Origin of the sequence: Bradyrhizobium sp. UFLA01-814 (assembly GCF_046718885.1) — a bacterium.
Lineage (GTDB): Bacteria > Pseudomonadota > Alphaproteobacteria > Rhizobiales > Xanthobacteraceae > Bradyrhizobium > Bradyrhizobium elkanii.
The window spans coordinates 1-21,962 of record NZ_JAQOSR010000012.1 but is presented as its reverse complement, the minus strand read 5'-3'; the positions used below and the strand labels follow the sequence as shown (position 1 = coordinate 21,962).

General features: G+C 64.7%; 27 protein-coding genes and 1 tRNA gene. 15 read left to right on the top strand and 13 right to left on the bottom strand.

The genetic code is table 11. The features are described from left to right. Nucleotides 1-203: 203 nt before the first annotated feature. Entirely contained in the window at nt 204-983 is a 780-nt protein-coding gene (locus PMN64_RS05975) for an SDR family oxidoreductase (protein ID WP_411780038.1), read from the bottom strand. A gap of 165 nt (nt 984-1,148) precedes the next feature. Between PMN64_RS05975 and PMN64_RS05970 the strand changes: the two genes are divergently transcribed. Next, the gene (locus PMN64_RS05970; protein ID WP_411780037.1) at nt 1,149-2,102 is read left to right on the top strand and encodes a sulfonate ABC transporter substrate-binding protein; all 954 of its coding nucleotides are present in this window, start codon (nt 1,149-1,151) and stop codon (nt 2,100-2,102) included. Between the two features lie 56 nt (nt 2,103-2,158). Here PMN64_RS05970 and PMN64_RS05965 read toward each other — a convergent pair whose 3' ends face one another. From PMN64_RS05965 to PMN64_RS05940, 6 genes are all read right to left on the bottom strand, one after another. Next, entirely contained in the window at nt 2,159-2,428 is a 270-nt protein-coding gene (locus tag PMN64_RS05965) for a hypothetical protein (RefSeq protein WP_411780036.1), read from the bottom strand. 236 nt (nt 2,429-2,664) lie between these two features. Further along, nucleotides 2,665-3,267, bottom strand: a complete 603-nt coding sequence (locus PMN64_RS05960; protein ID WP_411780035.1) for an ATP-dependent Clp protease proteolytic subunit — start codon at nt 3,265-3,267, stop codon at nt 2,665-2,667. 51 nt (nt 3,268-3,318) lie between these two features. Then, on the bottom strand, nt 3,319-3,672 hold the full coding sequence (locus PMN64_RS05955) for an SRPBCC family protein (RefSeq protein ID WP_411780034.1): 354 nt from the start codon (nt 3,670-3,672) through the stop codon (nt 3,319-3,321). Next, a complete protein-coding gene (locus tag PMN64_RS05950; RefSeq protein WP_411780033.1) occupies nt 3,669-3,983 on the bottom strand; it encodes an ArsR/SmtB family transcription factor in 315 nt (104 codons plus the stop codon). The genes PMN64_RS05955 and PMN64_RS05950 overlap by 4 nt, the downstream gene beginning before the upstream one ends. A gap of 149 nt (nt 3,984-4,132) precedes the next feature. Then, nucleotides 4,133-5,425 carry an ammonium transporter gene (locus PMN64_RS05945; protein ID WP_411780032.1) on the bottom strand — a complete coding sequence of 431 codons (1,293 nt, stop codon included), beginning with the start codon at nt 5,423-5,425 and terminating at the stop codon, nt 4,133-4,135. 110 nt (nt 5,426-5,535) lie between these two features. Further along, nucleotides 5,536-5,874, bottom strand: coding sequence for a P-II family nitrogen regulator (locus PMN64_RS05940; RefSeq protein WP_016841426.1), 339 nt, complete (start codon nt 5,872-5,874; stop codon nt 5,536-5,538). Nucleotides 5,875-6,204: 330 nt separating this feature from the next. On the opposite strand from PMN64_RS05940, the gene PMN64_RS05935 reads away from it, so the two are divergent. Next, nucleotides 6,205-7,095 (top strand): DUF4339 domain-containing protein, encoded by an 891-nt coding sequence (locus tag PMN64_RS05935; protein ID WP_411780031.1) that lies wholly within the window; start codon nt 6,205-6,207, stop codon nt 7,093-7,095. A 43-nt stretch (nt 7,096-7,138) separates the two neighbouring features. Here the strand turns inward: PMN64_RS05935 and tesB are convergent, their stop codons facing one another. Next, nucleotides 7,139-8,002 (bottom strand): acyl-CoA thioesterase II, encoded by an 864-nt coding sequence (tesB, locus tag PMN64_RS05930; protein WP_016841424.1) that lies wholly within the window; start codon nt 8,000-8,002, stop codon nt 7,139-7,141. 117 nt (nt 8,003-8,119) lie between these two features. Between tesB and PMN64_RS05925 the strand changes: the two genes are divergently transcribed. Beyond that, entirely contained in the window at nt 8,120-9,340 is a 1,221-nt protein-coding gene (locus PMN64_RS05925; RefSeq protein ID WP_411780029.1) for a ubiquinone biosynthesis hydroxylase, read from the top strand. 145 nt (nt 9,341-9,485) lie between these two features. Here the strand turns inward: PMN64_RS05925 and PMN64_RS05920 are convergent, their stop codons facing one another. Both PMN64_RS05920 and PMN64_RS05915 read right to left on the bottom strand, forming a co-directional pair. Beyond that, complete coding sequence (locus tag PMN64_RS05920; RefSeq protein WP_018269337.1) at nt 9,486-9,683, bottom strand: Trm112 family protein; 198 nt, start codon at nt 9,681-9,683, stop codon at nt 9,486-9,488. Nucleotides 9,684-9,729: 46 nt separating this feature from the next. Further along, the gene (locus PMN64_RS05915) at nt 9,730-10,266 is read right to left on the bottom strand and encodes a TetR/AcrR family transcriptional regulator (RefSeq protein WP_411780028.1); all 537 of its coding nucleotides are present in this window, start codon (nt 10,264-10,266) and stop codon (nt 9,730-9,732) included. A 94-nt stretch (nt 10,267-10,360) separates the two neighbouring features. Here PMN64_RS05915 and PMN64_RS05910 point away from each other — a divergent pair, with 94 nt between their 5' ends. The 6 genes from PMN64_RS05910 to PMN64_RS05885 all read left to right on the top strand — a co-directional run bounded on the left by PMN64_RS05910 (nt 10,361) and on the right by PMN64_RS05885 (nt 15,728). After that, a complete protein-coding gene (locus PMN64_RS05910; RefSeq protein ID WP_411780027.1) occupies nt 10,361-10,711 on the top strand; it encodes a hypothetical protein in 351 nt (116 codons plus the stop codon). Nucleotides 10,712-10,722: 11 nt separating this feature from the next. Further along, nucleotides 10,723-11,529 (top strand): crotonase/enoyl-CoA hydratase family protein, encoded by an 807-nt coding sequence (locus tag PMN64_RS05905; protein ID WP_411780026.1) that lies wholly within the window; start codon nt 10,723-10,725, stop codon nt 11,527-11,529. Continuing rightward, complete coding sequence (locus tag PMN64_RS05900) at nt 11,526-11,948, top strand: PaaI family thioesterase (RefSeq protein WP_411780025.1); 423 nt, start codon at nt 11,526-11,528, stop codon at nt 11,946-11,948. Before PMN64_RS05905 ends, PMN64_RS05900 begins: the two co-directional genes overlap by 4 nt. A 161-nt stretch (nt 11,949-12,109) precedes the next feature. Beyond that, complete coding sequence (locus PMN64_RS05895) at nt 12,110-14,644, top strand: EAL domain-containing protein (RefSeq protein ID WP_411780024.1); 2,535 nt, start codon at nt 12,110-12,112, stop codon at nt 14,642-14,644. A gap of 228 nt (nt 14,645-14,872) precedes the next feature. Continuing rightward, entirely contained in the window at nt 14,873-15,163 is a 291-nt protein-coding gene (locus tag PMN64_RS05890) for a PepSY domain-containing protein (RefSeq protein WP_038382790.1), read from the top strand. A gap of 10 nt (nt 15,164-15,173) precedes the next feature. Continuing rightward, nucleotides 15,174-15,728, top strand: coding sequence for a cytochrome b/b6 domain-containing protein (locus PMN64_RS05885; protein WP_304498009.1), 555 nt, complete (start codon nt 15,174-15,176; stop codon nt 15,726-15,728). Nucleotides 15,729-15,798: 70 nt separating this feature from the next. Here PMN64_RS05885 and PMN64_RS05880 read toward each other — a convergent pair whose 3' ends face one another. Together PMN64_RS05880 and trxA are read right to left on the bottom strand one after the other, a co-directional pair. After that, nucleotides 15,799-16,473, bottom strand: a complete 675-nt coding sequence (locus PMN64_RS05880; RefSeq protein WP_411780023.1) for an LON peptidase substrate-binding domain-containing protein — start codon at nt 16,471-16,473, stop codon at nt 15,799-15,801. Nucleotides 16,474-16,503: 30 nt separating this feature from the next. Continuing rightward, nucleotides 16,504-17,424 carry a thioredoxin gene (gene trxA / locus PMN64_RS05875; protein ID WP_411780022.1) on the bottom strand — a complete coding sequence of 307 codons (921 nt, stop codon included), beginning with the start codon at nt 17,422-17,424 and terminating at the stop codon, nt 16,504-16,506. 164 nt (nt 17,425-17,588) lie between these two features. Here trxA and PMN64_RS05870 point away from each other — a divergent pair, with 164 nt between their 5' ends. Continuing rightward, on the top strand, nt 17,589-18,137 hold the full coding sequence (locus tag PMN64_RS05870; RefSeq protein ID WP_411780021.1) for an SRPBCC family protein: 549 nt from the start codon (nt 17,589-17,591) through the stop codon (nt 18,135-18,137). Nucleotides 18,138-18,297: 160 nt separating this feature from the next. Further along, a tRNA-Gly gene (locus tag PMN64_RS05865) sits at nt 18,298-18,372 on the top strand. A gap of 158 nt (nt 18,373-18,530) precedes the next feature. Here the strand turns inward: PMN64_RS05865 and PMN64_RS05860 are convergent. Then, nucleotides 18,531-18,797, bottom strand: a complete 267-nt coding sequence (locus PMN64_RS05860; RefSeq protein WP_411780020.1) for a hypothetical protein — start codon at nt 18,795-18,797, stop codon at nt 18,531-18,533. Between PMN64_RS05860 and PMN64_RS05855 the strand changes: the two genes are divergently transcribed. The 4 genes from PMN64_RS05855 to PMN64_RS05840 all read left to right on the top strand — a co-directional run. Further along, nucleotides 18,796-19,314, top strand: coding sequence for a DUF2865 domain-containing protein (locus PMN64_RS05855; RefSeq protein WP_411780019.1), 519 nt, complete (start codon nt 18,796-18,798; stop codon nt 19,312-19,314). The genes PMN64_RS05860 and PMN64_RS05855 overlap by 2 nt on opposite strands. Nucleotides 19,315-19,582: 268 nt before the next feature. Then, entirely contained in the window at nt 19,583-20,860 is a 1,278-nt protein-coding gene (locus tag PMN64_RS05850) for a PQQ-dependent sugar dehydrogenase (protein WP_411780018.1), read from the top strand. A gap of 194 nt (nt 20,861-21,054) precedes the next feature. Further along, a complete protein-coding gene (locus tag PMN64_RS05845; protein WP_411780017.1) occupies nt 21,055-21,636 on the top strand; it encodes a c-type cytochrome in 582 nt (193 codons plus the stop codon). Between the two features lie 106 nt (nt 21,637-21,742). Then, on the top strand, nt 21,743-21,962 hold a 220-nt coding region (locus tag PMN64_RS05840; protein ID WP_411780016.1), incomplete at its 3' end, for a helix-turn-helix domain-containing protein.

Sequence of the window (21,962 nt, the reverse complement as noted above, 5' to 3'; positions counted from 1 at the left end):
GGTTGCCAGCCCGCGTTTTCCAGCGAGTGGACACCGGTTCGCGTGAAGAAAACGCGCCAAAGCAGAATCTGGAGCCCTGGTTCTGGTTGAACCAGGACCGGGGCTCTGGAGCGTTTTCGAGCGAAGTGGATACCGGTTCGCGTCAAGAAAACGCGTCAAAACTAGAATCTAGGGCCCCGTTCCGATTCCATCGGAACGGGGCTCTAGACTACCGGCGACCGGCCACCATCGACATTGATCGCGGTACCGGTGATGTAGGAGCCTTGCTCCGAGGCCAGGAAGCAGGCCAGGTTGGCGAACTCCTCGGCCGTGCCGATGCGGCCGAGCGGCGTGCCCTTGGCAAGGCCCTTGGCGAATTCCCCGAAATCCGTGCTCGGCGCCTGGGCAGCATGCCGCTTGACCCACTGATCGCTCATGATCAGGCCGACCAAGAGCGCATTCACCAGGATGTTGTGCTCGCCGCCTTCATTGGCCATGACCTTGGTCAGCGCCATGCCGGCCGCGCGCGACACCGAGGTCGGCGCGGAATTGCCGGCCGGCGCCTTCGCAAAGGTGTTGAGCACGTTGATGATGCGGCCCCATCTGCGCTGCTTCATGCCCGGCCATACCAGCCGGCTGAAGCGGATCGCGGCAAACAGTTTCAGGTCGAGGTCTTCCTGCCAGGCCTCGTCGCTGATGCTCTCGAACGCCAGCGTGCGCGCCGTGCCGGCGTTGTTGACGAGAACGTCTATCTTGCCGAGATCGGCAACGATCTGGGCGTGGGCTTTGGTGATGTCGGCGGCCTTCGCGACGTCGCAGACGTAATCGCGCACCACGAGGCCGTCCCTGGCGAGCGCTTCGCGCGCCGCTGTGAGATCGGCGGCGCCGCGGGCGAGGATCGCGACCTTGGCGCCGGATTCGGCAAACCGCCGCGCCACCGCGATCCCGATGCCCTTGCTGCCGCCGGTCACCACCGCGACGCGGTCCTTCATTGATAGTTGCATGCTGCTCTCCCTGTTGTCGTTGCGGACGGCGTCAAAGAAATTCTGCCGCACCGATGCTGCGTGAAAGGCTTGAACCGGAAATCGCCCATCTTTGAAATTGCTGCGATCAGCAAAATCAAACACGCTTGCCCTCTCCAATACTGTCTTTCGAGGGGGAAAGCGAGCATGCGAAACTGGCTGGGTCGAAGTCTTGCGCTGGCGATGGCTGGCTTGCTTCTGGGCTGGAGCGCGCTTCCGTCCGCGCAGGCGAGAGACAAGGTCTTTCGCATCGCGTTTCAGAAGGGCGGCGGCAATCTGATCTTCCTCAAGGAGCGCGGTATCCTTGAGCAGAAACTGGCGCCGTTGGGCTGGACGGTGAGCTGGAACGAATTTCAGGCCGGCCCGCAGCTGCTCGAATCCCTGAATATCGGCGCGGCCGACTTCGGTCCGGTGGGCGAGGCGCCGCCGATCTTCGCGCAGGCAGCCGGCGCCAACATCGTCTATGCCGGCTACGAGCCCGCGTCGCCGCGAAACGAGGCGATCATCGTCCCGAAGGACAGCCCGATCAAGACGATTCCCGATCTGCGGAAGAAGCGCGTCGCGTTGAACAAGGGATCGAACGTCAATTATTTCCTGGTGCGCGCGCTGGAAGCCAACGGTTTGACCTATCAGGATATCGAGCCGGTCTACCTTGCCCCGGCGGATGCGCGCGCGGCGTTCGAACGCGGCGCGGTGGACGCCTGGGTGATCTGGGATCCCTACTATGCCGCGGCGGAAATCGGCCTCGGCGCGCGCAGCATTGCCGATGCGAGCGGCCTTGCAGCCAATGTATCCTTCTACATCGCATCGCGGCCGATCGCCGAAGAGAATCCGAAGGTGCTGACGACCGTGCTGACGGCGATCGACGAGATCGATCTATGGATCAGGGACAATCGCAAGCAGTACGCGGCCGAACTCAGTCCGAAGATCGGTCTGCCCGCCGAGATCATCGAGCGCTCGGTCAATCGCGCCGAGCTCGGCGCCCGGCGCGTGGACGCTTCGGTGCTTGCGGAGCAGCAGAAGATTGCCGATGTCTTCACCCGCCTCAAGCTGATCCCGAAGGCGATCAACGTATTCGATGCCGAATGGAAGACGGAGTGAGCAGGCGCCACTCCCAATAAGTCAAGCCCGAGCGCGCTCCCCAGCAATGGCGTTTGCTAGGAAGCGCAGGTCTCATCGGGCAACTCGGCGACCAGGAAGCGATCGGAGCCGTCGGCAAATTCGTCGGCGACGTCGCGATACAGCATGGTTTCCTCGGGGGTGGCCGCCCGGATTCCGGCGGGCTCGCACGCCTGCGATGGCTCGCGGCGTCGACGATGAAATGCCTCGAAGGCCGCGGCGAGCCATGGCGTCCGCAGCAATTGCCGGGCCTGCGCAAGGCTCGCTGCCTCAAACGCGAACGCCGCATGCTGGCGTGTCTCGATCACAAAAACCGTTCGTTGCCTGATTGCCATTGTGCGTATCGGGAGCTCTAGTGTCCCGAATCCGAAGTTCGCATCATTCGCCGCACCTTCGGGACGAACTTCGGATTCGATAAGGACACTAGCAAACTTATGATTCTAGTGTGCTTTATGAATGCGAAGTTCGCGAAGGTGGTTGCCGCGAAATCGCACGAACTTCGCATTCAGCACACAAGCGACCGACGCGGCACCGGATCATACTTTCAGGCGGCGTCGCGTTCGGCGAAGACCTTGTCGATCAATCCCCATTCGAGCGCCTGCTGCGCGGACATGAAGTGATCGCGATCCAGGGTCCGTTCCACGTCGGCTTCGGTGCGCCCGCAGTGCTGCGCATAGAGCCGGATGATGCGCCGTTTGGTCTCCTGCATTTCGGTGGCATGAATCAGGATGTCGGATGCCTGGCCTTGGAAGCCGCCGAGCGGCTGATGCACGTGAAGACTCGCATTCGGAAGCGCGGCGCGGTGACCGGGCTCGCCGGCCATCAGCAGGAACGATCCCATCGAGCGCGCCGTGCCCATGCACAGCGTGTGCACCGGCGCCTTGATGAACTGCATGGTGTCGTACATCGCAAGCCCGCTGGTGATCACGCCGCCATAGGAGTTGATGTAGAGGTTGATCGGCTTGTGCGGATTCTCGGCCTCGAGGAATAGCAGCTGCGCGCAGACCAGTCCGGACATCGCATCATTGACCTCGCCGTTCAGGAAGATGATGCGCTCGCGCAGGAGCCTGGAATAGATGTCGAAGGAACGTTCGCCGCGGCTCGACTGTTCGACGACCATAGGGACGAGTTGCATCATGTCGCGCATCGGCGACCTCCATTGCTGCAGGTGATGAAGTCTCAAAGGGTCTTGAAGTGATCAGGCCGCGCGCATCAGGCAGCGGTTGTTGCTGTTGGCCGGCTGCGGCTGCTTTCCCCTGATGTCGCAGGCTTGCTGGATGATGCGAAAGCGGGTGCCGCCGGCCTCGTTCGGCTCGATCCGGAAGGTGACATGGCTTTCGCGAAACGGCGGCTCGGACTCGCGCAGCCGGTAACGCACCTCTTCGCCTGTGATCGACGATTCAGGTTCGGCGCGAGCGAGATCGCAATCCGGCAACCAGCGTTCGCGCAGGGCTGGAATGGTGACGGCGCGCCATACTTTCTCAGGCGGTGCGTCGAGCTCGTATTCGATCACCAGGGCCGCGTCGGCGTCAGGCTCAACCGTGTCGCTCATTGATCCATGTCCTTCAAGAGGTCGGAGAGCGCTTCGATGCGCTTCGGCCAATAGGCGCGGTAGCGGGCGAGCCAGGTCCCGATGCTGGCGATGCCGTCCGGGTCAACCTCATAGTTCACGAAGCGGCCCTGTCGCTGCTCGCGCACCAGTCCTGCCGCGCGCAGCACCGCCAGATGCTGCGACATCGCCGGCTGGCTGATCTCGAGTCCGTCGCGCAAGGCGCTGGCGTTCAGGCTGCCGTCGGCCAGCTTCTCAAAGACCTTGCGGCGGGTCGGATCGGCCAGCGCCTTGAAGATATCGGTGTCGACCATGCCGACACATAAGCATATACTTATGTGTCGTGCAAGCCTGAACTGTCCCGTGCAGCGTGACGTCGCGGCGCGCGGGTACTTTGCATGGGGTTGTTTTACGAATTCGCCCGCGCAGCGCCCATCTCGTCCCGCCGATACGAGCTCGGCTGCTACTGCAGCGCTTCGCCGTGCTGCGAGATGTCGAGGCCCTCCAGCTCCTGCTGCATCGAGACGCGCAGCGGGACGAAGGCGCTGACCAGCTTGAGCAGCACGAAGGTGACGCCGCCGCACCAGACAAAGGTGGCCGCGACGCCGTAGAGCTGGATCAGCAGCTGCTTCGGATTGCCCTCGAGCAGGCCGGACGTGCCGCCGATCGCCGAGGCCGCGAACACGCCGGCAAGCAGCGTGCCGGTCAGGCCGCCGATGCCGTGCACGCCGAACACATCGAGCGAGTCGTCATACTTGAAGCGATGCTTCAGCCAGGTGCAGGCCCAGAAGCAGACCAGGCCGGCAATGATGCCGATGATGACGCCGTGCCACGGCGCGACGAAGCCGGATGCCGGGGTGATGGTGCCGAGCCCCGCGACCGCGCCCGAGATCATGCCGAGCACCGACGGCTTGCGGCGCGTCGCCCATTCGATCGCGCCCCAGGTCAGCGCGCCGGCGCAGGCCGCAAGATGGGTGGCGGTGATCGCCATCACCGCGCGCGAATTGGCTGCGAGCGCCGAACCGCCGTTGAAGCCGAACCAGCCGACCCAGAGCAGGCCGGTGCCGACCACGGCGAGCGACAGATCGAACGGCGAAAGATTGTCATGGCCATAGCCGTGGCGGTTGCCCATCACCTTGGCCGCGACCAGGCCGCTGATGCCGGCGGAGAGATGCACCACGAGGCCGCCGGCGAAATCCAGCACGCCCGCCGATGCGAGGAAGCCGCCGCCCCACACCCAATGCGCCAGCGGCACATAGGCGAAGACAAACCAGCCGATCGAGAACAGCACATAGGCGGAGAACCGCATGCGGTCGGCGACCGAGCCTGCGACCAGCGCCACCGTGATGATCGCGAACGTCATCTGGTACAGCATGAACAGCGCTTCGGGGATGGTCTTCGCCGCCGGATTGATGCTGTCCATGGTGATGCCGGCCAGGAACCAGCGATCGAGCGAGCCCAGCCATGGACCGTCGCCGACGAAGCTCAGCGAATAGCCGAAAGTGACCCAGAGGATCGAGACCAGCGCAACGGCGGTGAGGCTCTGCGCCATCGTCGCCAGCACGTTCTTCTTGCGCACCATGCCGGAATAGAACAGCGCCAGTCCCGGGATCGTCATCATCAGCACCAGCGCGGTGGCGACGATCATCCAGGCGGTGTCGGCGGCGTTGATGCCGGAGCCGGATGCCGAGTCTTGCGCGAAGGCCGGCGTGGCCTGTGCGAACAGGATTGCAGCAGTGATCGGCGCAGCTGACATCGCTGCACGAAGAGCTCGTGCCCCCATCATCATTCCCCGGCGGTCGTCGTTTCTTGGCGTGTGGTTGTGGCGTGCGCCGGCGTCGTTGCCGGCGGTGATCTTGATAAAGCTCAGAGCGCGTCGTTGTCGGTCTCGCCGGTGCGGATGCGCAGCGCGTGGTCGATCGGCGTCACGAAGATCTTGCCGTCGCCGATCTGGCCGGTGCGGGCGTGCTGGGTGATGACGCTGACCGCCTTGTCGGCGAGCTCGGTATCGACGGCGATCTCGATCCGAAGCTTGGGCAGGAAGTTCACGACATATTCGGCGCCGCGATAGATCTCGGTATGACCCTTCTGGCGGCCATAGCCCTTCACCTCGGTCACAGTCATGCCGTGGACGCCGATCGCTGTCAGCGCCTGGCGCACCTCATCGAGCTTGAACGGTTTGATGATCGCGACGACGAGTTTCATGGTTCAGGCCTTCATTCCCTTGAGGTTTTCCGTGTGCGCCCGTCCCCGGAGCGGAACTTGCCGTCCCGCGAGCCGGCACCTGCTGCCTCCCGGAGCGGCAATTTGCCATCCCCGAGCCGGCATTTCGCGTCCGCCAAATCTGGCAGCTTTCTGGGCAAATGGCATAAAAAACTTGCAGGTTGAAGCGGAAAACATGCGCAGCGCGTGAGCTCCCTCACTGTACGGATTGGAAACGCTCCGCCACAATGTGGCTTTCCCGCCCCGGCCAGCGGTCTTGCTGGTTCGTTTCGCCTATCGCGTGTCCCTGCGCGCGCCCCGAGGAAACAAGAAATGTCGAACCGAAACTGGTTTTATGCATCCGAAGGCCAGCAAAAGGGCCCCCTGCCTGAAACCCAGCTCCGCGACCTGATCACCCGGGGCATGGTCGGGGCCGACACCCTGGTGTGGACCGAGGGCATGGCCGGCTGGCAGAAGGCCGGGGAGATTCCGGGCCTCGTCCCGAGCGCCGACGCGCCGCCGGCATTTCCGCAGGCCGGCGGACCGCCGCCGGTGGTGGCGTCCGGAAGCTACAGCGGAGGCACGTTGTCGGCCGACTTCCCGATCTGGGGCCTGTTCGGACGCAGCCTCTTGATGTTCATCGGCCAGATTCTCGTCATCCCGGCGCCGTGGACCGCGACCGGCCTGTACCGCTTTGCGATCCCCTATATCCGCGTGCCGGGCCGGCCGCATTTCGCCTTCACCGGGCAGCCGCTCGACATCTGGTGGGTCTTCATCGTGCTCGGCCTTCTGACCTATGCCGGTGCGGCCAACAGCAACATCGTAACGCTGCTCTCGCTGCTGTTGCAGGGCTTCCTGAGCTGGATGATCGTGCGCTGGATCATCGGCCATCTCAGCTCGAGCGGCCAGGACCTGCCGATCTCGTTCAAGGGCAGCCCGGTCGCCTATGTCGGCTGGTACGTGGCGATGGTGGTCTCGGCCATCACCATCATCGGCTGGGCCTGGGTGCTGACCGCCTGGATGCGCTGGATCTGCCGCAACATCGACGGCACACGCCGCGAGGTCAGCTTCAACGCGTCCGGCATCGAGGTGCTGTGGCGAACCATCGTGTTCACGATCGCCTGCGGCTTCCTGATCCCGATTCCGTGGGTGCTGCGCTGGTACGGCAACTGGTTCGTCTCGCAATTCGCGCTGACCGAGCGCGGCGCCTACGCCGGCCAGTAAACGCGATCTCATCGTGCCGACCGGCTCTGTTCGAGCGTGAGCTCTACGCCTTTCGCTCGCGCACCGAACCTTCTTGCGCGACGGAGGCCACCAAGGTGCCGTCGGGCTTGAAGATCAGGCCGCGCGTCAGGCCGCGGCCTGACTGCGCGCTCGGCGAATCCTGCGCGTAGAGCAGCCATTCGTCGGCGCGGAACGGGCGGTGAAACCACATCGCGTGATCGAGGCTTGCCGGCATCATGCGCTTGTCGAACAGCGTGCGGCCGTAGCGCGCCATCACAGCATCGAGCAGCGAGAAATCCGACGCATAGGCGAGCGCGCACAGATGCAGTGCCGGATCGTCGGGCAGCTTGGCCGCGGTGCGGATCCAGACATGGATGCGGCCGTCGTCAATCTTCTGACCGAAATAACGGCCGAGCTCGACCGGGCGCAGCTCGATCGGCCGGTCGCTCTCGTAATAGCGGCGGATGAACTCCGGCATCTCCTTGAACATCGGCTGCTTCGACACCTCCTCCGCGGTCAGCTTCTCCGGCGGCGGCACGTCGGGCATCTTCTCCTGATGATTGAAGTTGCTCTCTTCCTCGGCATGGAACGACACCATGATGGAAAAGATCGCGTTGCCGTGCTGGATCGCGGTGACGCGGCGGGTGGTGTAGCTCTTGCCGTCGCGCAGCCGCTCGACCTGGTAGATGATCGGGATCTGCGGATCGCCGGGCAGGATGAAGTAGCAATGGATCGAGTGCGGCAGCCGGCCCTCGACGGTGCGGCAGGCCGCCACCATCGCCTGGCCGATCACCTGGCCGCCGAACACGCGCTGCCAGCTCGTCTTCGGGCTGTTGCCGCGGAACAAATTCACCTCGAGCTGCTCGAGATCGAGGATGGACAGCAGGTCGATCAGGCTCTTGGACATGGATAGGCCCCGGAATGACGATTGGGGCTGTTAGCCGCCCTTGTTTCTAAACTCTGTTTCGCCCAGCTAATATCAGGTAGCAAGTCTCCTTTGATGGCGTAATCGAGTAAGGATCGCATGCCGGCACAGCGAAGTATTGTCATCTGCGGGGGCGCATTTGCAGGGTTGGCGCTGGCCGTGGCGCTGCGCCAGGGGCTTGGGCCGGACATCCCGGTCATCGTGGCCGATCCGGCGCTGAGCCAGCGTCCGAGCCGCGATCCGCGCGCGACCGCGATCGTGGCGGCCTGCCGGCGGCTGTTCGAGACCCTCGGCGTCTGGGGCCAGGTGGCGCCGACCGCGCAGCCGATCACCGATATGGTCGTGACCGACTCCAGACTGGAGGACGCGACGCGCCCGGTGTTCCTGACCTTCGCCGGCAATGTCGAGCCCGGCGAGCCGTTCGCCCATATGGTCGAGAACCGCTATTTGATCGATGCGCTCGCGAGCCGTGCCGAAGCCGAGGGCGTCGAGCTGCGCGCCACCGCGGTGTCGAGCTTCGCGTCGCGGCCCGACGGCGTCAGCGTTACGCTGGCCGACGGCACCGTGATCGATGCGAGCCTGCTGGTTGCCGCCGACGGCGCGCGCTCGAAGCTGCGCGAGCGCGCCGGGATTGCGACCCATGGCTGGGACTATAACCAGTCCGGCATCGTGGTCACGGTCGGGCACGAGCGCGAACATCGCGGCCGCGCCGAGGAGCATTTCCTGCCCGCCGGGCCGTTCGCGATCCTGCCGCTGACCGGCAATCGCTCGTCGCTGGTGTGGACCGAGACGCGCAAGGCCGCCGCGCGTATCGTCGCCTTGAACGAAGAGCTATTCCACGCCGAGCTCGAGCAGCGCTTCGGCCTGCATCTCGGCGAGATCAAGCCGCTCGACAAGCCGCGCGCGTTTCCGCTCGGCTATTTCGTCGCGCGCTCGTTCATCGCCGAACGGCTGGCGTTGATCGGCGACGCCGCGCATGTGATCCATCCGATCGCGGGGCAGGGGCTCAATATGGGCCTGAAGGACGTCGCTGCGCTCGCCGAGGTCGTGGTCGATGCGGCGCGGCTCGGCATGGACCTCGGCCAGGCCGACGTGCTCGAGCGCTACCAGCGCTGGCGGCGCTTCGATACGATGGCGATGGGCGTTGCCACCAACTCGCTGAACTTCCTGTTCTCCAACGAATCGACGCTGCTGCGCACCGTGCGCGACATTGGCCTCGGGCTCGTCGATCGCGCGCCGCCGTTGAAGGAGATGTTCATCCGCCAGGCGGCGGGACTGTCAGGCGAGGTGCCGCGGCTGCTGAAGGGCGAGGCGCTGTAGCTGTTGTGGAGGTTCCGTAGCCCGGATGAAGCCAACGGGTCGCGCGAATGCGCGCCCGATGACAGGCTCCGCGAAATCCGGGACCGGCCTTTCAGCGGTGAGACTTCCCCGGATTGCGCTGCGCTTCATCCGGGCTACGCTGACATCAATCGATCTTCCTCGCCTCTTCCGGCAGCATGATCGGGATGCCGTCGCGGATCGGATAGGCGAGCTTGGCCGAGCGCGAGATCAGCTCCTGCCGCGCGGCGTCGAACTCCAGCGGCCCCTTGGTGATCGGGCACACCAGGATTTCCAGCAGTTTTGGGTCGGCGGTGCTTTCGAGATGATCGGTCGTGGAATTCATGGGACTCTCCGGCTCGCCGTGATCTAGCACATCCAAATGTCAGCTGTCAGCGCTTGGCCATCCGCAGCAGCTCGTCGATCGCGGCCTGCTGACGCGGCTTCGGCAGCGCCTGCTCGGACAGCGCGTAGCCGATGAACGCCCAGTAGAAGATCTGCGCCCGGCCGCGCGCCACGTCGTCGTCGACTCCGGCCTGACGGAGCAGGGTTTCGATATAGCCGATCCGGCGCTGGTCGACCTCGAGCACGGCGGCGCGCGCCACGGCATCGGCGGTGGCCCAGCTGCGCACCGCGCGTTCCAGCGCCAGCCGCGCCGAGAAGGCGCGGCGCAGCAACAGCGCCAGCGCGTCGCCGCCTTCCGGAATGGTCTCGAGCTCGGCGATCACCTGCTCGGCCGCGACCTCGCGCCAATGGGTCAGGATCGCCGCGCGGTAGGCGCCGATGTCGGCGAAATGCCAGTAGAAGCTGCCGCGCGAGACGCCCATGGCCTTGGCCAGCGGCTCGGCCTTGAGCGCCGTGAAGCCGCGTCGCGCCAGCGTCTTCAGGCCCTGATCGAGCCAGTCCTTGACCGAGAGCTGTTCCGTCATGGTTCCCCATCCGCGCCGCCCACCATACACAAGTGTATTGACAGGCGCCAGCGGCTGGTATCATATCCATACAGTAGTGTATGGAGGCTTCGCGATGCGTGATCTTCTGCTGCAGGGCGCCGGCATCGTCGCCATTCTGGTCAGCCTGATCCATGGCGTGCTCGGCGAGACCAGGATATTCGCGCGCGCCACCGTCGAGCCGCCGCGGCTGCGGCTCTTGCTACGCCTGGTCTATCAGGCCGGCACCGTCGCCTGGATCGGCGGCGGCGTGCTGCTGATCGCCGCGCCTGCGATGGCCTCCGACGCCGCGCGGCACTGGATCGTGGCGACGCTCGGCGTCGTGTTCGGCGTCGCGGCGCTCGCCAACGCGGTGGCGACCCGCGGCCGCCACTTCGGCTGGATGGCGATGAGCGCCGTGGTGGCGCTCGCCGCCGCCGGCTACTAGCGAGGGCGATCATGACGAGCGATCGCATCAGCCTCAGCATCGCCGATGGCGTCGCGGACGTCAGGCTCAACCGCCCGGACAAGCTCAATGCGCTCGATCCGGCGATGTTCGCCGCGATCGCCGAAATCGGTGCGCAGCTCGCGGACAACCGCAAGCTCCGCGCTGTGGTGCTCTCGGGCGAAGGGCAGGCCTTCTGCGCCGGCCTCGACATGGAGCGTCTGATCGCAACGACGGAGGGCGAATCCATCCTGCCCTTTGCCGATCTCGGCCGGCGGACCCACGGCATTGCGAACTTTGCGCAGCATCTGGTGTGGCTCTGGCGCGAGCTGCCGGTGCCGGTGATCGCCGCCGTCCACGGCATCGCGTTCGGCGGCGGCTTTCAGCTGATGCTCGGTGCCGACATCAGATATCTCGCACCCGGCACACGCCTTGCGATCATCGAGGCCAAATGGGGGTTGGTGCCCGACATGGCCGGCACGCAGCTGATGCGCCATCTCGCGCGCGAGGATGTGGTCCGTGAACTCACCTATACTGCGCGCGTCTTTTCCGCGGACGACGCGCTCGGGTACGGCTTCGCCACCCGGATCGTCGAACAGCCGCGCGAGGCCGCGCTGGAGACGGCGCGCGCGATCGCGGACCGCAGCCCGGATGCGATCCGCGCCGCCAAGCGGCTGCTCAATCTTGCAGCCGATCGCGATGCGGCGACCGGACTTGCAGCCGAAACCGCCGAACAGGCGTTTCTGCTCGGCTCGCCCAATCACATCGAGGCCGTCAGGGCGAATCTCGAGCGGCGGCCTCCGCAATGGAGTTTTACATGACGACTGGCCCGGGCGTCGATCTCGAACGTCTCGTTGCGACCAATGCGTCGGCGGCCTTCAATCGGCTTGCCGGCTTCGAGGTCGTCTCCGCCGGCACCGGCACGGTGGAACTGCGCATGCCTTGGCGCGACGATCTCACCCAATATGCGGGACACCTGCACGCCGGAATGATCGCGGCGCTGCTCGACACCGCCTGCGGCTTTGCCGCGGCGTCGATCGCAGGTTCCGTCACCGCATCGCATTTCTCGATGAATTGCCTGAAGCCCGCGCTGGGCCGCTGCTTCATCGCGAAAGGCACCACATTGCGTGCCGGACGCAGGCAGGTCTTCGCGCGCGCGGAACTTTTTGCGGAGAACGAGCAGGGTGAGACCTCGCTGGTTGCAACCGGTGAAACCGTACTCGTTCCGCTGGCAGGATAAGCCGCGCGGATCGCGCATGATTGTGAAATTTATGGAGTCATCAATTTCGGTGCGGAATCGGCTTACGCGCGGATAACCATGCCACTGAAAGTTGCAGAATATTATCGAGAATACAATTCAATCAGCCTAGCCTGTGCGTACGGACAACCATGGACCGACGCATGTTTCGTGTTTTTACGTGCCTTTCAGGTGAGCATGACTGGCGGCTCGTTCTGCTCGCCGGACTGGTCTGCTTCGTCGCCAGCATTGTGGCCGTCAATATTTTTCATCGTGCAATTGCATCGCAGGCGAGGACGCGGCTGATCTGGATTGCGATCGCGGGAGCCGCCATCGGTTACGGCATCTGGGCAACGCATTTCATCGCCATGCTGGCCTATGAGCCGGGAATCCCGACCGGATACGGCATCGTCCTCACCGCGCTGTCGCTCGCCGCGGCGATGATGCTGACATCCGGCGGCCTTGGCCTTGCCGCCAGCGACTCCAGCCGCTGGCGCGCGCCGGTCGGCGGCGCCGTGATCGGAGCCGGCATCGCCAGCATGCACTATCTCGGGATGTGGGCGCTGGAAGTACCGGGCCACGTGGTCTGGTCGCTCGATCTCGTGGCGGCCTCCGTCGTGCTCGGCATGCTGTTCGGCTACGCTGCGCTGGCGATCGCGGTCCGCCGTCAGGACCGCTGGATGTCGCTCGTCGCGGCGCTGCTGCTGACGCTTGCGATCGTGTCGCATCATTTCACCGCGATGGGCGCGGTCGAGATCGTCCCGGATCCGTTGCAGGCTCCGGCGGCCCTGTCGCTCTCGCCTGCCTTCCTCGCCATCGTGATCGCCGGCGTGGCGCTGTCGGTGCTCGGGATGAGCCTGGTCGGCGTGCTCGCGGATCGCCGGCTGGCGCTTCGCACCCGCCGCTTCGAGGAGATCATCAGCCAGCTTTCGTCGGCGCGACAGCAGGTCGAGGCGTCGCAGAAGGAGCTGGAGGAGCAGAGGTTCCGGCTGGATACCGCGATCAACCACATGGGCGAGGGCCTCTGCATGTTCGATGCGGAGAAGCGCCTCGTCGTTTGCAATGATCGCTACGCCAAGATGTACCGGCTGCCGCCGGAATTGCTGCTGCCCGGCACGGCCCATCGCGAGATCATCAGGCATCGCATCGCCAACGGCATTCTCAAGGGCGAGACCAGCGACAGCGCCGCGACGCAGGTGCTCGCGACATTGAACGCGCTCCCGGCCGGCGAGATCAGCAGCCGGGTCGACGAGCTCGCCGACGGCCGCCTGATCTGCGTGACGCGGCAGCCGATGCCCGGCGGCGGCTGGGTGGCGACGCATCGCGACGTCACCGAGCAGCGGCGCTCCGAGGCCAAGATCACCTATATGGCGCAGCACGACGCGCTGACCGATCTGCCGAATCGCGTGCTGCTCAAGGAATGGATGGAGCGCGCGCTCTCCGGTGCCCGGTGCGGCGGACCGAGCCTTGCGGTGCTGATGCTCGATCTCGACCGCTTCAAGGACGTCAACGACACGCTCGGGCATCCGGCGGGCGATGCGCTGCTGAAGTCGGTGGCCGCGCGCTTGCGCAGGTGCGTCAGCGATACGACGCTGGTTGCGCGGCTCGGCGGCGACGAGTTCGCGGTGATCGACTATGTCGGCGATCCGGTCACGGAAGCAGGCCTGCTCGCCGAGAAGATCAGGAAGGCGCTGAGCGAGCCGATAGATCTCGGTGATCACCGGGTGACCACCACGACCAGCATCGGCATTGCGATCGCACCGCGCGACGGCACCGATTCGGACGAGGTGCTGCGCAGCGCCGATCTCGCGCTTTACTCGGCCAAGAGCGGCGGGCGCGGCTCGTTCCGCTTCTTCGAGCCGGAGCTCGATCGGCTGCTGCAGGCCCGGCGCAGTCTCGAGCGCGACATGCGTAGTGCGCTCGCCAATGGCGAGTTCGAGCTGCACTATCAGCCGTTCATCCATGTCGCGAGCGGGGAGACCTGCGGCTTCGAGGCGCTGCTCCGCTGGCACCATCCGCAACGCGGCATGGTATCTCCGGCGCAGTTCATTCCGCTGGCGGAGGAGACCGGCCTGATCGTGCCGCTCGGGGAATGGGTGCTGCGCACCGCGTGTGCGGAAGCCGCCAAATGGCCCGACGACCTCAAGATCGCGATCAACCTGTCGCCTGTGCAGTTCAGGAGTCCGGAGTTGGTCCCGGTGATCGTGCACGCGCTGGCGAGTGCCGGAATTTCGCCGGAGCGCCTCGAGCTCGAGGTCACCGAAACGGCCATCATTCAGGACAGCGAAGCGGTGTTTACCGCGCTTAGCCAACTGCACGATCTCGGGGTGCGGATCGCGCTCGACGATTTCGGCACCGGCTACTCGTCGCTGAGCTTCTTGCAGAAGTTTCCGTTCGACAAGGTCAAGATCGACCGCAGCTTCGTCTCCGAGCTCTCCGGCGCATCGGACGAGTCGCGCCGGATCGCGCGCGCGATCGTTCGCTTTGCCGTCAGCCTCGGCAAGACCACGACGGCCGAAGGCGTCGAAACCAGGGAGCAGCTCGACATCCTCCGCGCCGACGCCTGCGTGGAAGTGCAGGGCTTCCATTTCAGCCCGCCGGTGCAGAGCGAGAAGGTCGCACAGATGATCGGCGGGCGAACCCCGGCAGCGGCCGAACGGCCTGCGGTTCGTCTCGCAATGGCGGGTGCCGCGTCCTGATCGACCGGCTGCGCCGGGCGGCCCCGATACGCATGAGGCGTAAGGCCGCAGCACGCCGTCAAAACCAAACTGCGCGTAGAGCGCAAAGCGGTTTTCGCGACCGTTAGAATTCCTCTAAAGCCAGCCTCCGCGGCGCTTCCTTGACTTGGCAATCGCCTCAGCATTCTTCACGCATGTGCCCTGCGCGAAGGCGTTGTGGGCATGATTGTCAACGGAGGGGAGATACGCGTGAGAGTGATTTTGAGCGCTGCGCTTGCAGCATGCGTCCTTGGGAGCGTTCTTGGGCTGACCGGATCGGCGGCGTTCGCCGACGGCTACAAGAATTGCACCAAGCTCGACAAGGCGTCGTGGAAGCCGGCAAGCGAAGCCGAAGCCAAGGCCAAGGCGCTCGGCTATGAGGTGCGCCGGTCGAAGATCGAGGGCTCCTGCTACGAGGTGTACGGCGTCAAGGAAGGCAAGCTCTACGAGCTGTTCTACAGCCCGGAAGATCTCAGCCTGAAGCACACCATCGCGAAGTGAAGCAGGCGCGATGACGAAGGCGGCGCCGGGCGCCCGCGGCGCGACCAGCGTGCAGGTCTGGGACCTGCCGCTACGGCTGTGGCACTGGGCGCTCGCCATCCTCGTCCTGGTCGCCTGGGTGACGCCCAGCACCTATGACCGGCTGCACCGGCTGGCGGGTTATTCGGTGATCGGGCTGCTGGCGTTCCGGCTGATCTGGGGCTTTGCTGGCACGCGCTACGCGCGTTTCGGCAGGCTCGGCATCCGCCTGCGCGCGGCGCCGCGCTACATCTGGAATCTCCGCCGCGGCATCACCGGGCGCTATATCGGGCTCAACCCCGCGGGCACCGTGATGCTGGTGGCGCTGCTGTTCCTGCTTGCGATCTCGACAATCACGGGCGCGATGGAGGTCACCGTGACCTTCTTCGGTGTCTGGTGGGTCGAGGACACCCACGCCTATGCCTCGGATGCGGTCATCATCCTGGTCGCCCTGCACGTGCTCGGGGTCATCGTGGTCGGCTTGCTGCAGCGTCAGAACCTGGTGCGCGCGATGTTCACCGGCCGCAAGCAACTGCGCAATCGCTGATGGGCGAGACGCTTTTTGGTCTGCCGCGCTTTCTTCACGCGAACCGGTAGCCGCTTCGCTCGAAAGCGCCTTACTGCACCGGCGGGTCGCCCGAGGTGCGCTTCTTGGCGAGATCCATCTCGGTAACCGCGATCAGGATCTCGGCGCGGGTCTTCAGGTCCGGCGCCTCGAGCATCGCCTGCTTCTCGGCCGGACCATAGGGCGACATCATCGCCAGCGCGTTGACCAGCGCCTCGTTGGGCGCGGACTCGATACCTTCCCAGTCGACCTTCAGATTGTTGGCTTCGAGGAAATCGGCCAGCACTTCGAGCAGCGCCTTGCGGTCGACGGCCTCCTCGCCCTTGCGCGCGGTGAAGTCGCCGACGAAGGAGAAGAAGTCGACCTTGCACTGCCGGTACGGCGTCTGCACGGTGAGCTCCTCGACCACCTTGAAGCGCGCCACGCCGGTCAGCTCCAGGATGTAGCGGCCGTCGCCGGATTCGGCGAGCTGGGTGATGCGGCCGACGCAGCCGATCCGGAACAGGGCCGGCTTCGCCTCTTTCTGCGAATGCGCCACGTCGGGCTGGATCATGCCGATCAGGCGATGGCCGTCGCGCAGCGCGTCGTCGATCATCGCGAGATATCGCGGCTCGAAGATGTTGAGCGGCATCTGGCCGCGCGGCAGCAGCAACGCGCCGGGCAGCGGGAACACCGGAATCACCTCCGGGAGCTCGCCGGGTCCGCGATATTCGGCATTGATCGGCATCTGCGGTCCCGCTGCTGTGACGGGCGTGCTTTACGAGAACAGGATGGTCGACAACCGCTTGCGCCCCTCGACGGTTGCCTCATCGGTGCCGCCCCACGCCTCGAAGAACTGCACCAGCTGCTTGCGCGCGCCGTCGTCGTTCCACTTGCGGTCACGCCTGACGATGGCGAGCAATTGCTCGGTCGCCTCCGTGCGCTTGCCCATCGCATTGAGCGCGGTGGCGAGATCGAATCGGGCCTGATGATCGAGCGGGTTTGCGGCGACTTTCTGTTCCAGCTCCGCGACCGGGCCGACCGCTTCCGCCTGTTCGGCGAGATCGATCGCCGCCTGCACCGCCTTCACCGCGGCGTCGTTGCGCTTGGATTCCGGAACCATCGCCAGCGTCTGCTTGGCCTGCTCCATCGCACCCGACGTGACGTAGCACTTGGCGAGGCCGGCGAGGGCCGCGATGTTGGTGGCGTCGTGCGCCAGCACCTCGGCATAGATCTGCGCGGCCTGGGCGGCGTCGCCCTCGGCAAGCACGGCGTCGGCCTCGGCCAGGATCTCGGTGAGATTGGGCTCGCCGGCGGCCGGCACGCCCTTGGTGATCTTCTCGATGAAGGCGTTGATCTGGCTCTCCGGCACCGCGCCCATGAAGCCGTCGGCGGGCTGGCCGCCCACGAAGGCGATCACGGCCGGGATCGACTGGATGCCCATCTGGCCGGGAATCTGCGGATGCTCGTCGATGTTCATCTTGACCAGCTTGACCCGGCCCTTGGCGTTACGAACCGCCTTTTCCAGGATCGGCGTGAGCTGGCGGCAGGGACCGCACCACGGCGCCCAGAAGTCGATCATGACCGGCTGACGGCGCGATTCCTCGATGACGTCCTTGACGAAGGTCTGGGTCGTCGTCTCCTTGATCAGATCGGGCGCTGCCTCGGGCGTGGGGCCGCCCTGCTCCATTATCGTCACGTTGTCCTCGCCTGCTTCTGAGGTCGGAAATCCGGGGGCGTTCTAGCACGCCCGGAACGGCACGTTCAGCCGTTCTGTCAGCTAGAGCATGATCCCGGAAAAGGGGGAACCGGTTTCCGGGATCATGCTCCGTAAATGGCAGTCAGCCAGCAAAATTCAATCGCTTGGCCGCCGGTCCCGTTCCATCGGAGATCGGGTGGGTTGGTGCCGCGGAACGGCCGATGATGGCGATCCTTCATGGCAGCAGGGGAGCGCCCGTGGCAAAGGCCTATTACAGCACGGTGTTCGAGCAGCCGGCCGGCGAGGTCTGGAAAATCATCCGCGATTTCAACAATTACCCGGTCTGGGTCCATGGCGCGGGGACGAGCGAGATCGAGGACGGCAAATCCGGCGATAGCGTCGGGGCCGTGCGCAATGTGCTGTACCGGGAGCGGCGGATCCGGCAGCGGCTGCTCGCGCAGTCCGACGTCGAACGCTTCCAGACCTACGAATTTGTCGACACCCCGACCCTGCCGGTGACGGATTTCAGCGCGACCCTGCGGGTAACCCCGGTGATCGACGGCGACCGGGCGTTTATCGAATGGTCGGCCGTGTTCGATTGCGACCCGACCCGCCGCGTCGAGCTGACGCAGACGCTGACCGGCTGGTTCGAGACCTGGCTCGAATCGCTCCGGGATGAGATGGCCCTGAGGCAGGTTCCGGCGGAAATCTAAAAAGAAATCGGCGGCACGGCCGGTTTCGGCCGATTCGGGGTCAATTTTTAGAGAAACCGTGCGATTTCGTGAGGTTCGGACCGCGCTCTTGTGTTGCATTCACAGACAGCTTTTGGCATAGGTCTGCCGTTGCCGGCGAGCGATCGCCGCCATTTCGGATGCGGGTGTAGCTCAGTGGTAGAGCACGACCTTGCCAAGGTCGGGGTCGAGGGTTCGAGCCCCTTCGCCCGCTCCAAAACTTCTCGCTGACCGAGCTGACAGTCTGATGAAGGCCCGCTGATGAGGCCCCGCCCGTTGGCGCGGGCTTCTTGCTGTCCGGCCGCAGGCCGCATCTCCAAGCCGCGATCGCGAGGTCAAGATGCCGCGGCCCGTCGTGGCGGTTTCCGGCTTTTGTTAACCGACAGACGATGCATTCTCAAAACTGATAGAAATCTGTGGTTGTGTTGACGTTGGAATGGTTGCGGCCGGTTTTGCCGGCGCGGCAAGCGCGTGAACGATGTCGATCAGTTGGAAGCCGGCTCCCGGGTTAAATCGCCGCTTGGCTCGCGCAAACGTTGCTGCGCTGGTCGTGCTCGTCGGCGTCTGGACATGTTCGGGCGTATCGGCGCAGCAATTGCCGAGCGACTCGGCGTATGCCCCGGCGCCCAGCTTCTCTCCCATGCCCGGCTTTGGCTTTGGGCCGGCGCCTGACTTCGAGTCGGCCGAACGGCCGCGAGCGCGGGTCTACATCACGACGCGGTCGCACCGGGGCGGCCAGCAAAACTTCTGCGTCAGGACCTGCGACGGCCGCTTCTTTCCGCTGTCGCGCGTGAGCGAGACGGCGGACGTCAAGGCATGCGAGGCGGCCTGTCCCGCCGCCGAGGTGAAGCTGTACTCCGGGTCCGATATCGACAGCGCCAGAACCGAAGCGGGCGAGACCTACAAGACGCTCGCCAATGCATTCCGCTTCCAGCGCGAGATGGTGCCGCAATGCTCGTGCAGCGCCGGCGCGTCCACCGGCCTGTCGCCGATCGCGATCGAGGACGACATGACGCTTCGGACCGGCGACATCATCGCCGCCGATGACGGCTTCAAGATCGCGGCGATCACGAGCGGGCAGCGGCGCAGCGTGTTGTTCAGGCCGCTGTCGAAGGCCAAGGCGCAAGCGCTCGGTCTGGCGCGCCTGTCGTCGCGATAGCGGCGATCACGAGCGTTAGCTTCATTCGAATATCACGTTGCGGTGCAGAATGCCTTGTAATCAGGCAGGCTGCTCAGGAAAACTTCGTCTCAAATCTCGTCTCAACTAGTTTTGACGCAGCGCACACCGCTCCACGCGCTTTTCAGCGTCGATGGATGTGCTACCATTTTGCCGTCTGACCTACCTCACAGACCGCCACCATCATCTCTCAGGGCGTTCAAAATCAATAACAGGCAAGCTGCAACGGCTTGCGTAGGGGAGTGACGCGATGAAATCCGCTTTCAATCGATCAATACTTGCGTTCGCGGCGATCGCGCTGCTGGCGGGGACGACCTTCGCCAGTGCGCAGCAACAGACAGACAAGAATCGTGCGCTGAAGAAGTACGAATCGGGCACCAAGGAATTCTGGACCCATCCGCCGGATGACTGGTTCCTCGGCGATGAGACCGAGGCGCAGAAGGGCCTTGCCCCGCCGTCCGGTCCGCCGACCGGCGCGTCCGATTCCGAGCTCGCGGCGATGATGAAGAAGATCAAGCTGCCGCCGGGCTTCAAGATCGAGGTCTATGCCTCGAACGTGCTCGCCGCGCGGCAGATGGCCTGGGGCGACAAGGGTACGCTGTTCGTCGGCTCGTTCGGGCTCGGCAACGTCTATGCGATCAAGGACAACAACGGCAAGAAAGAGGTCAAAACCATCCTCAAGGGCCTCAACATGCCGACCGGCCTCGCCTTCCGCGACGGCGCGCTCTACGTCATCGCGGTCGACAAGCTGATCAAGTATGACAACGCCGAGGCAAATCTCGACAATCTCGGCAGCGGCAAGGTGGTGTATGACGACATGCCGTCCTACGCGGCGCATGGCTGGAAATACATCGCCGTCGACAAGGACGGCTGGTTCTACATTCCGTTCGGCCCGCCCTTCAACATCGGCATCCCGCCGACCTCCGTGTCGCAGATCCGCCGCGTCGATCCGAAGACCGGCAACGCGGAGATCTGGGCGCTTGGCGTGCGTAACTCGGTCGGCGGCGACGTCGATCCGCGCACCGGCAAGTACTGGTTCACCGAGAATGCCCGCGACTGGATCAGCGACGACCTGCCGAGCGACAAGCTCAACATGATCTCGAAGATCGGCGAGCACTTCGGCTATCCCTATTGCCACCAGGGTAACCTGCCGGACACCAAGTTCGCGATGGGCCACAAGTGCTCGGAGTTCACCCCGCCGGTCTACAATCTCGGTGCGCACGTCGCGCCGCTCGGCATGAAGTTCTATACCGGCAGCCAATTCCCGGCCGAGTACAAGAACAGCATCCTGATCGCCGAGCACGGCTCCTGGAACCGGCACAAGTACCAGGGCGGCCGCATCGTGAAGATCACCGCGAGCCCCGACGGCAAGAACGCCAAGCAGGACATCTTCGCTTCGGGCTGGATTGAGGGTGACCAGGGCTATCTCGGCCGTCCCGCCGACATCCTGCTCGACAAGGATGGCTCGATCCTCGTCGCCGACGACTGGGCCGGTGCGATCTATCGCATCAGCTACAGCAAGAAGTAACGGTTGAAACAATGCGGGGCTGCGGTGGCCGATCAGGCAGCCGCAGCCCCCTTTACGTGGTTCGGCAAGCCCAACGACGGAACAGACTCGTCATGCCCGGACTTGATCCGGGCATCCATCCAAACAAAAACCCCTCTGCAAGCCAGATGGATTGCCGGGCCAAGCCCGGCAATGACCCGTGGAGAAAACTGGCAATGCGTGTTGCGTCCTTTGCAATCCTGTTCGCGGCGGTGATCGTAGTTGCGTCGTCCGCCAACGCCGCCGATGTCGCCGCCGGCAAGGCGAAGGCCGAAGTCTGCGCCGCTTGCCACGGCGACAACGGCATCTCGCAGACCGAGAACATTCCCTCGCTCGCCGGCCAACTCGACCAGTACGTTCAATGGCAGCTGGTGTTCTTCCGCGCCGGCGCGCGCAAGAACGAGCAGATGCAGCCGATCGTCGAGCAGCTCAACAACGACGACATCCGCAATCTCGGCGCATATTTCGCGTCGCTGACGCCGTTCAAGGGCGGCAAGGACGACAATCCGGACTTGTCCGAAAAGGGCAAGCAGGCCGCCGCCGGCCGCCGCTGCGCCTCATGCCATGGCGACACGTTTGCCGGCACCAAGGCGGTGGCCCGCATCGCCGGCCAGCGCGAGGAATATCTCGTCAAGGCGCTGCACGATTACAAGTCGGGCCAGCGCTCCGGCGGGGCACAGGCCGCGATGGCCGATGTCGCCTATCCGCTGAGCGACGAAGAGATCACTGCGCTCGCGCATTATCTGGCGCATTTGTAGCCACGAAAACGGTGTCGTCCCTGCGAAAGTGTTTGATCCCTGCTGATTGGTTGGATGGAATCGGTGTAGAACGAGGCGTGGCCTTTGTTAGGGAGCGCCTCGTGTCATGGAACTGAACCTGCACGCGAACGCCACGACGACGCCGAAGACGCGTGCCTACATCCAGCGCAGCAGGAAGTCGGTCGCCGAATTGGCGGCCGAACTCGGGGTCAGCGAGACCACGATCTATCGCTGGCGCGGCCGCACCACGGTCGAGGACCGCTCGCACCGGCCGCACAACCTCGTGACCAGCCTGTCGGCCGTCGAAGAGCGGGCGGTGTGCGAGC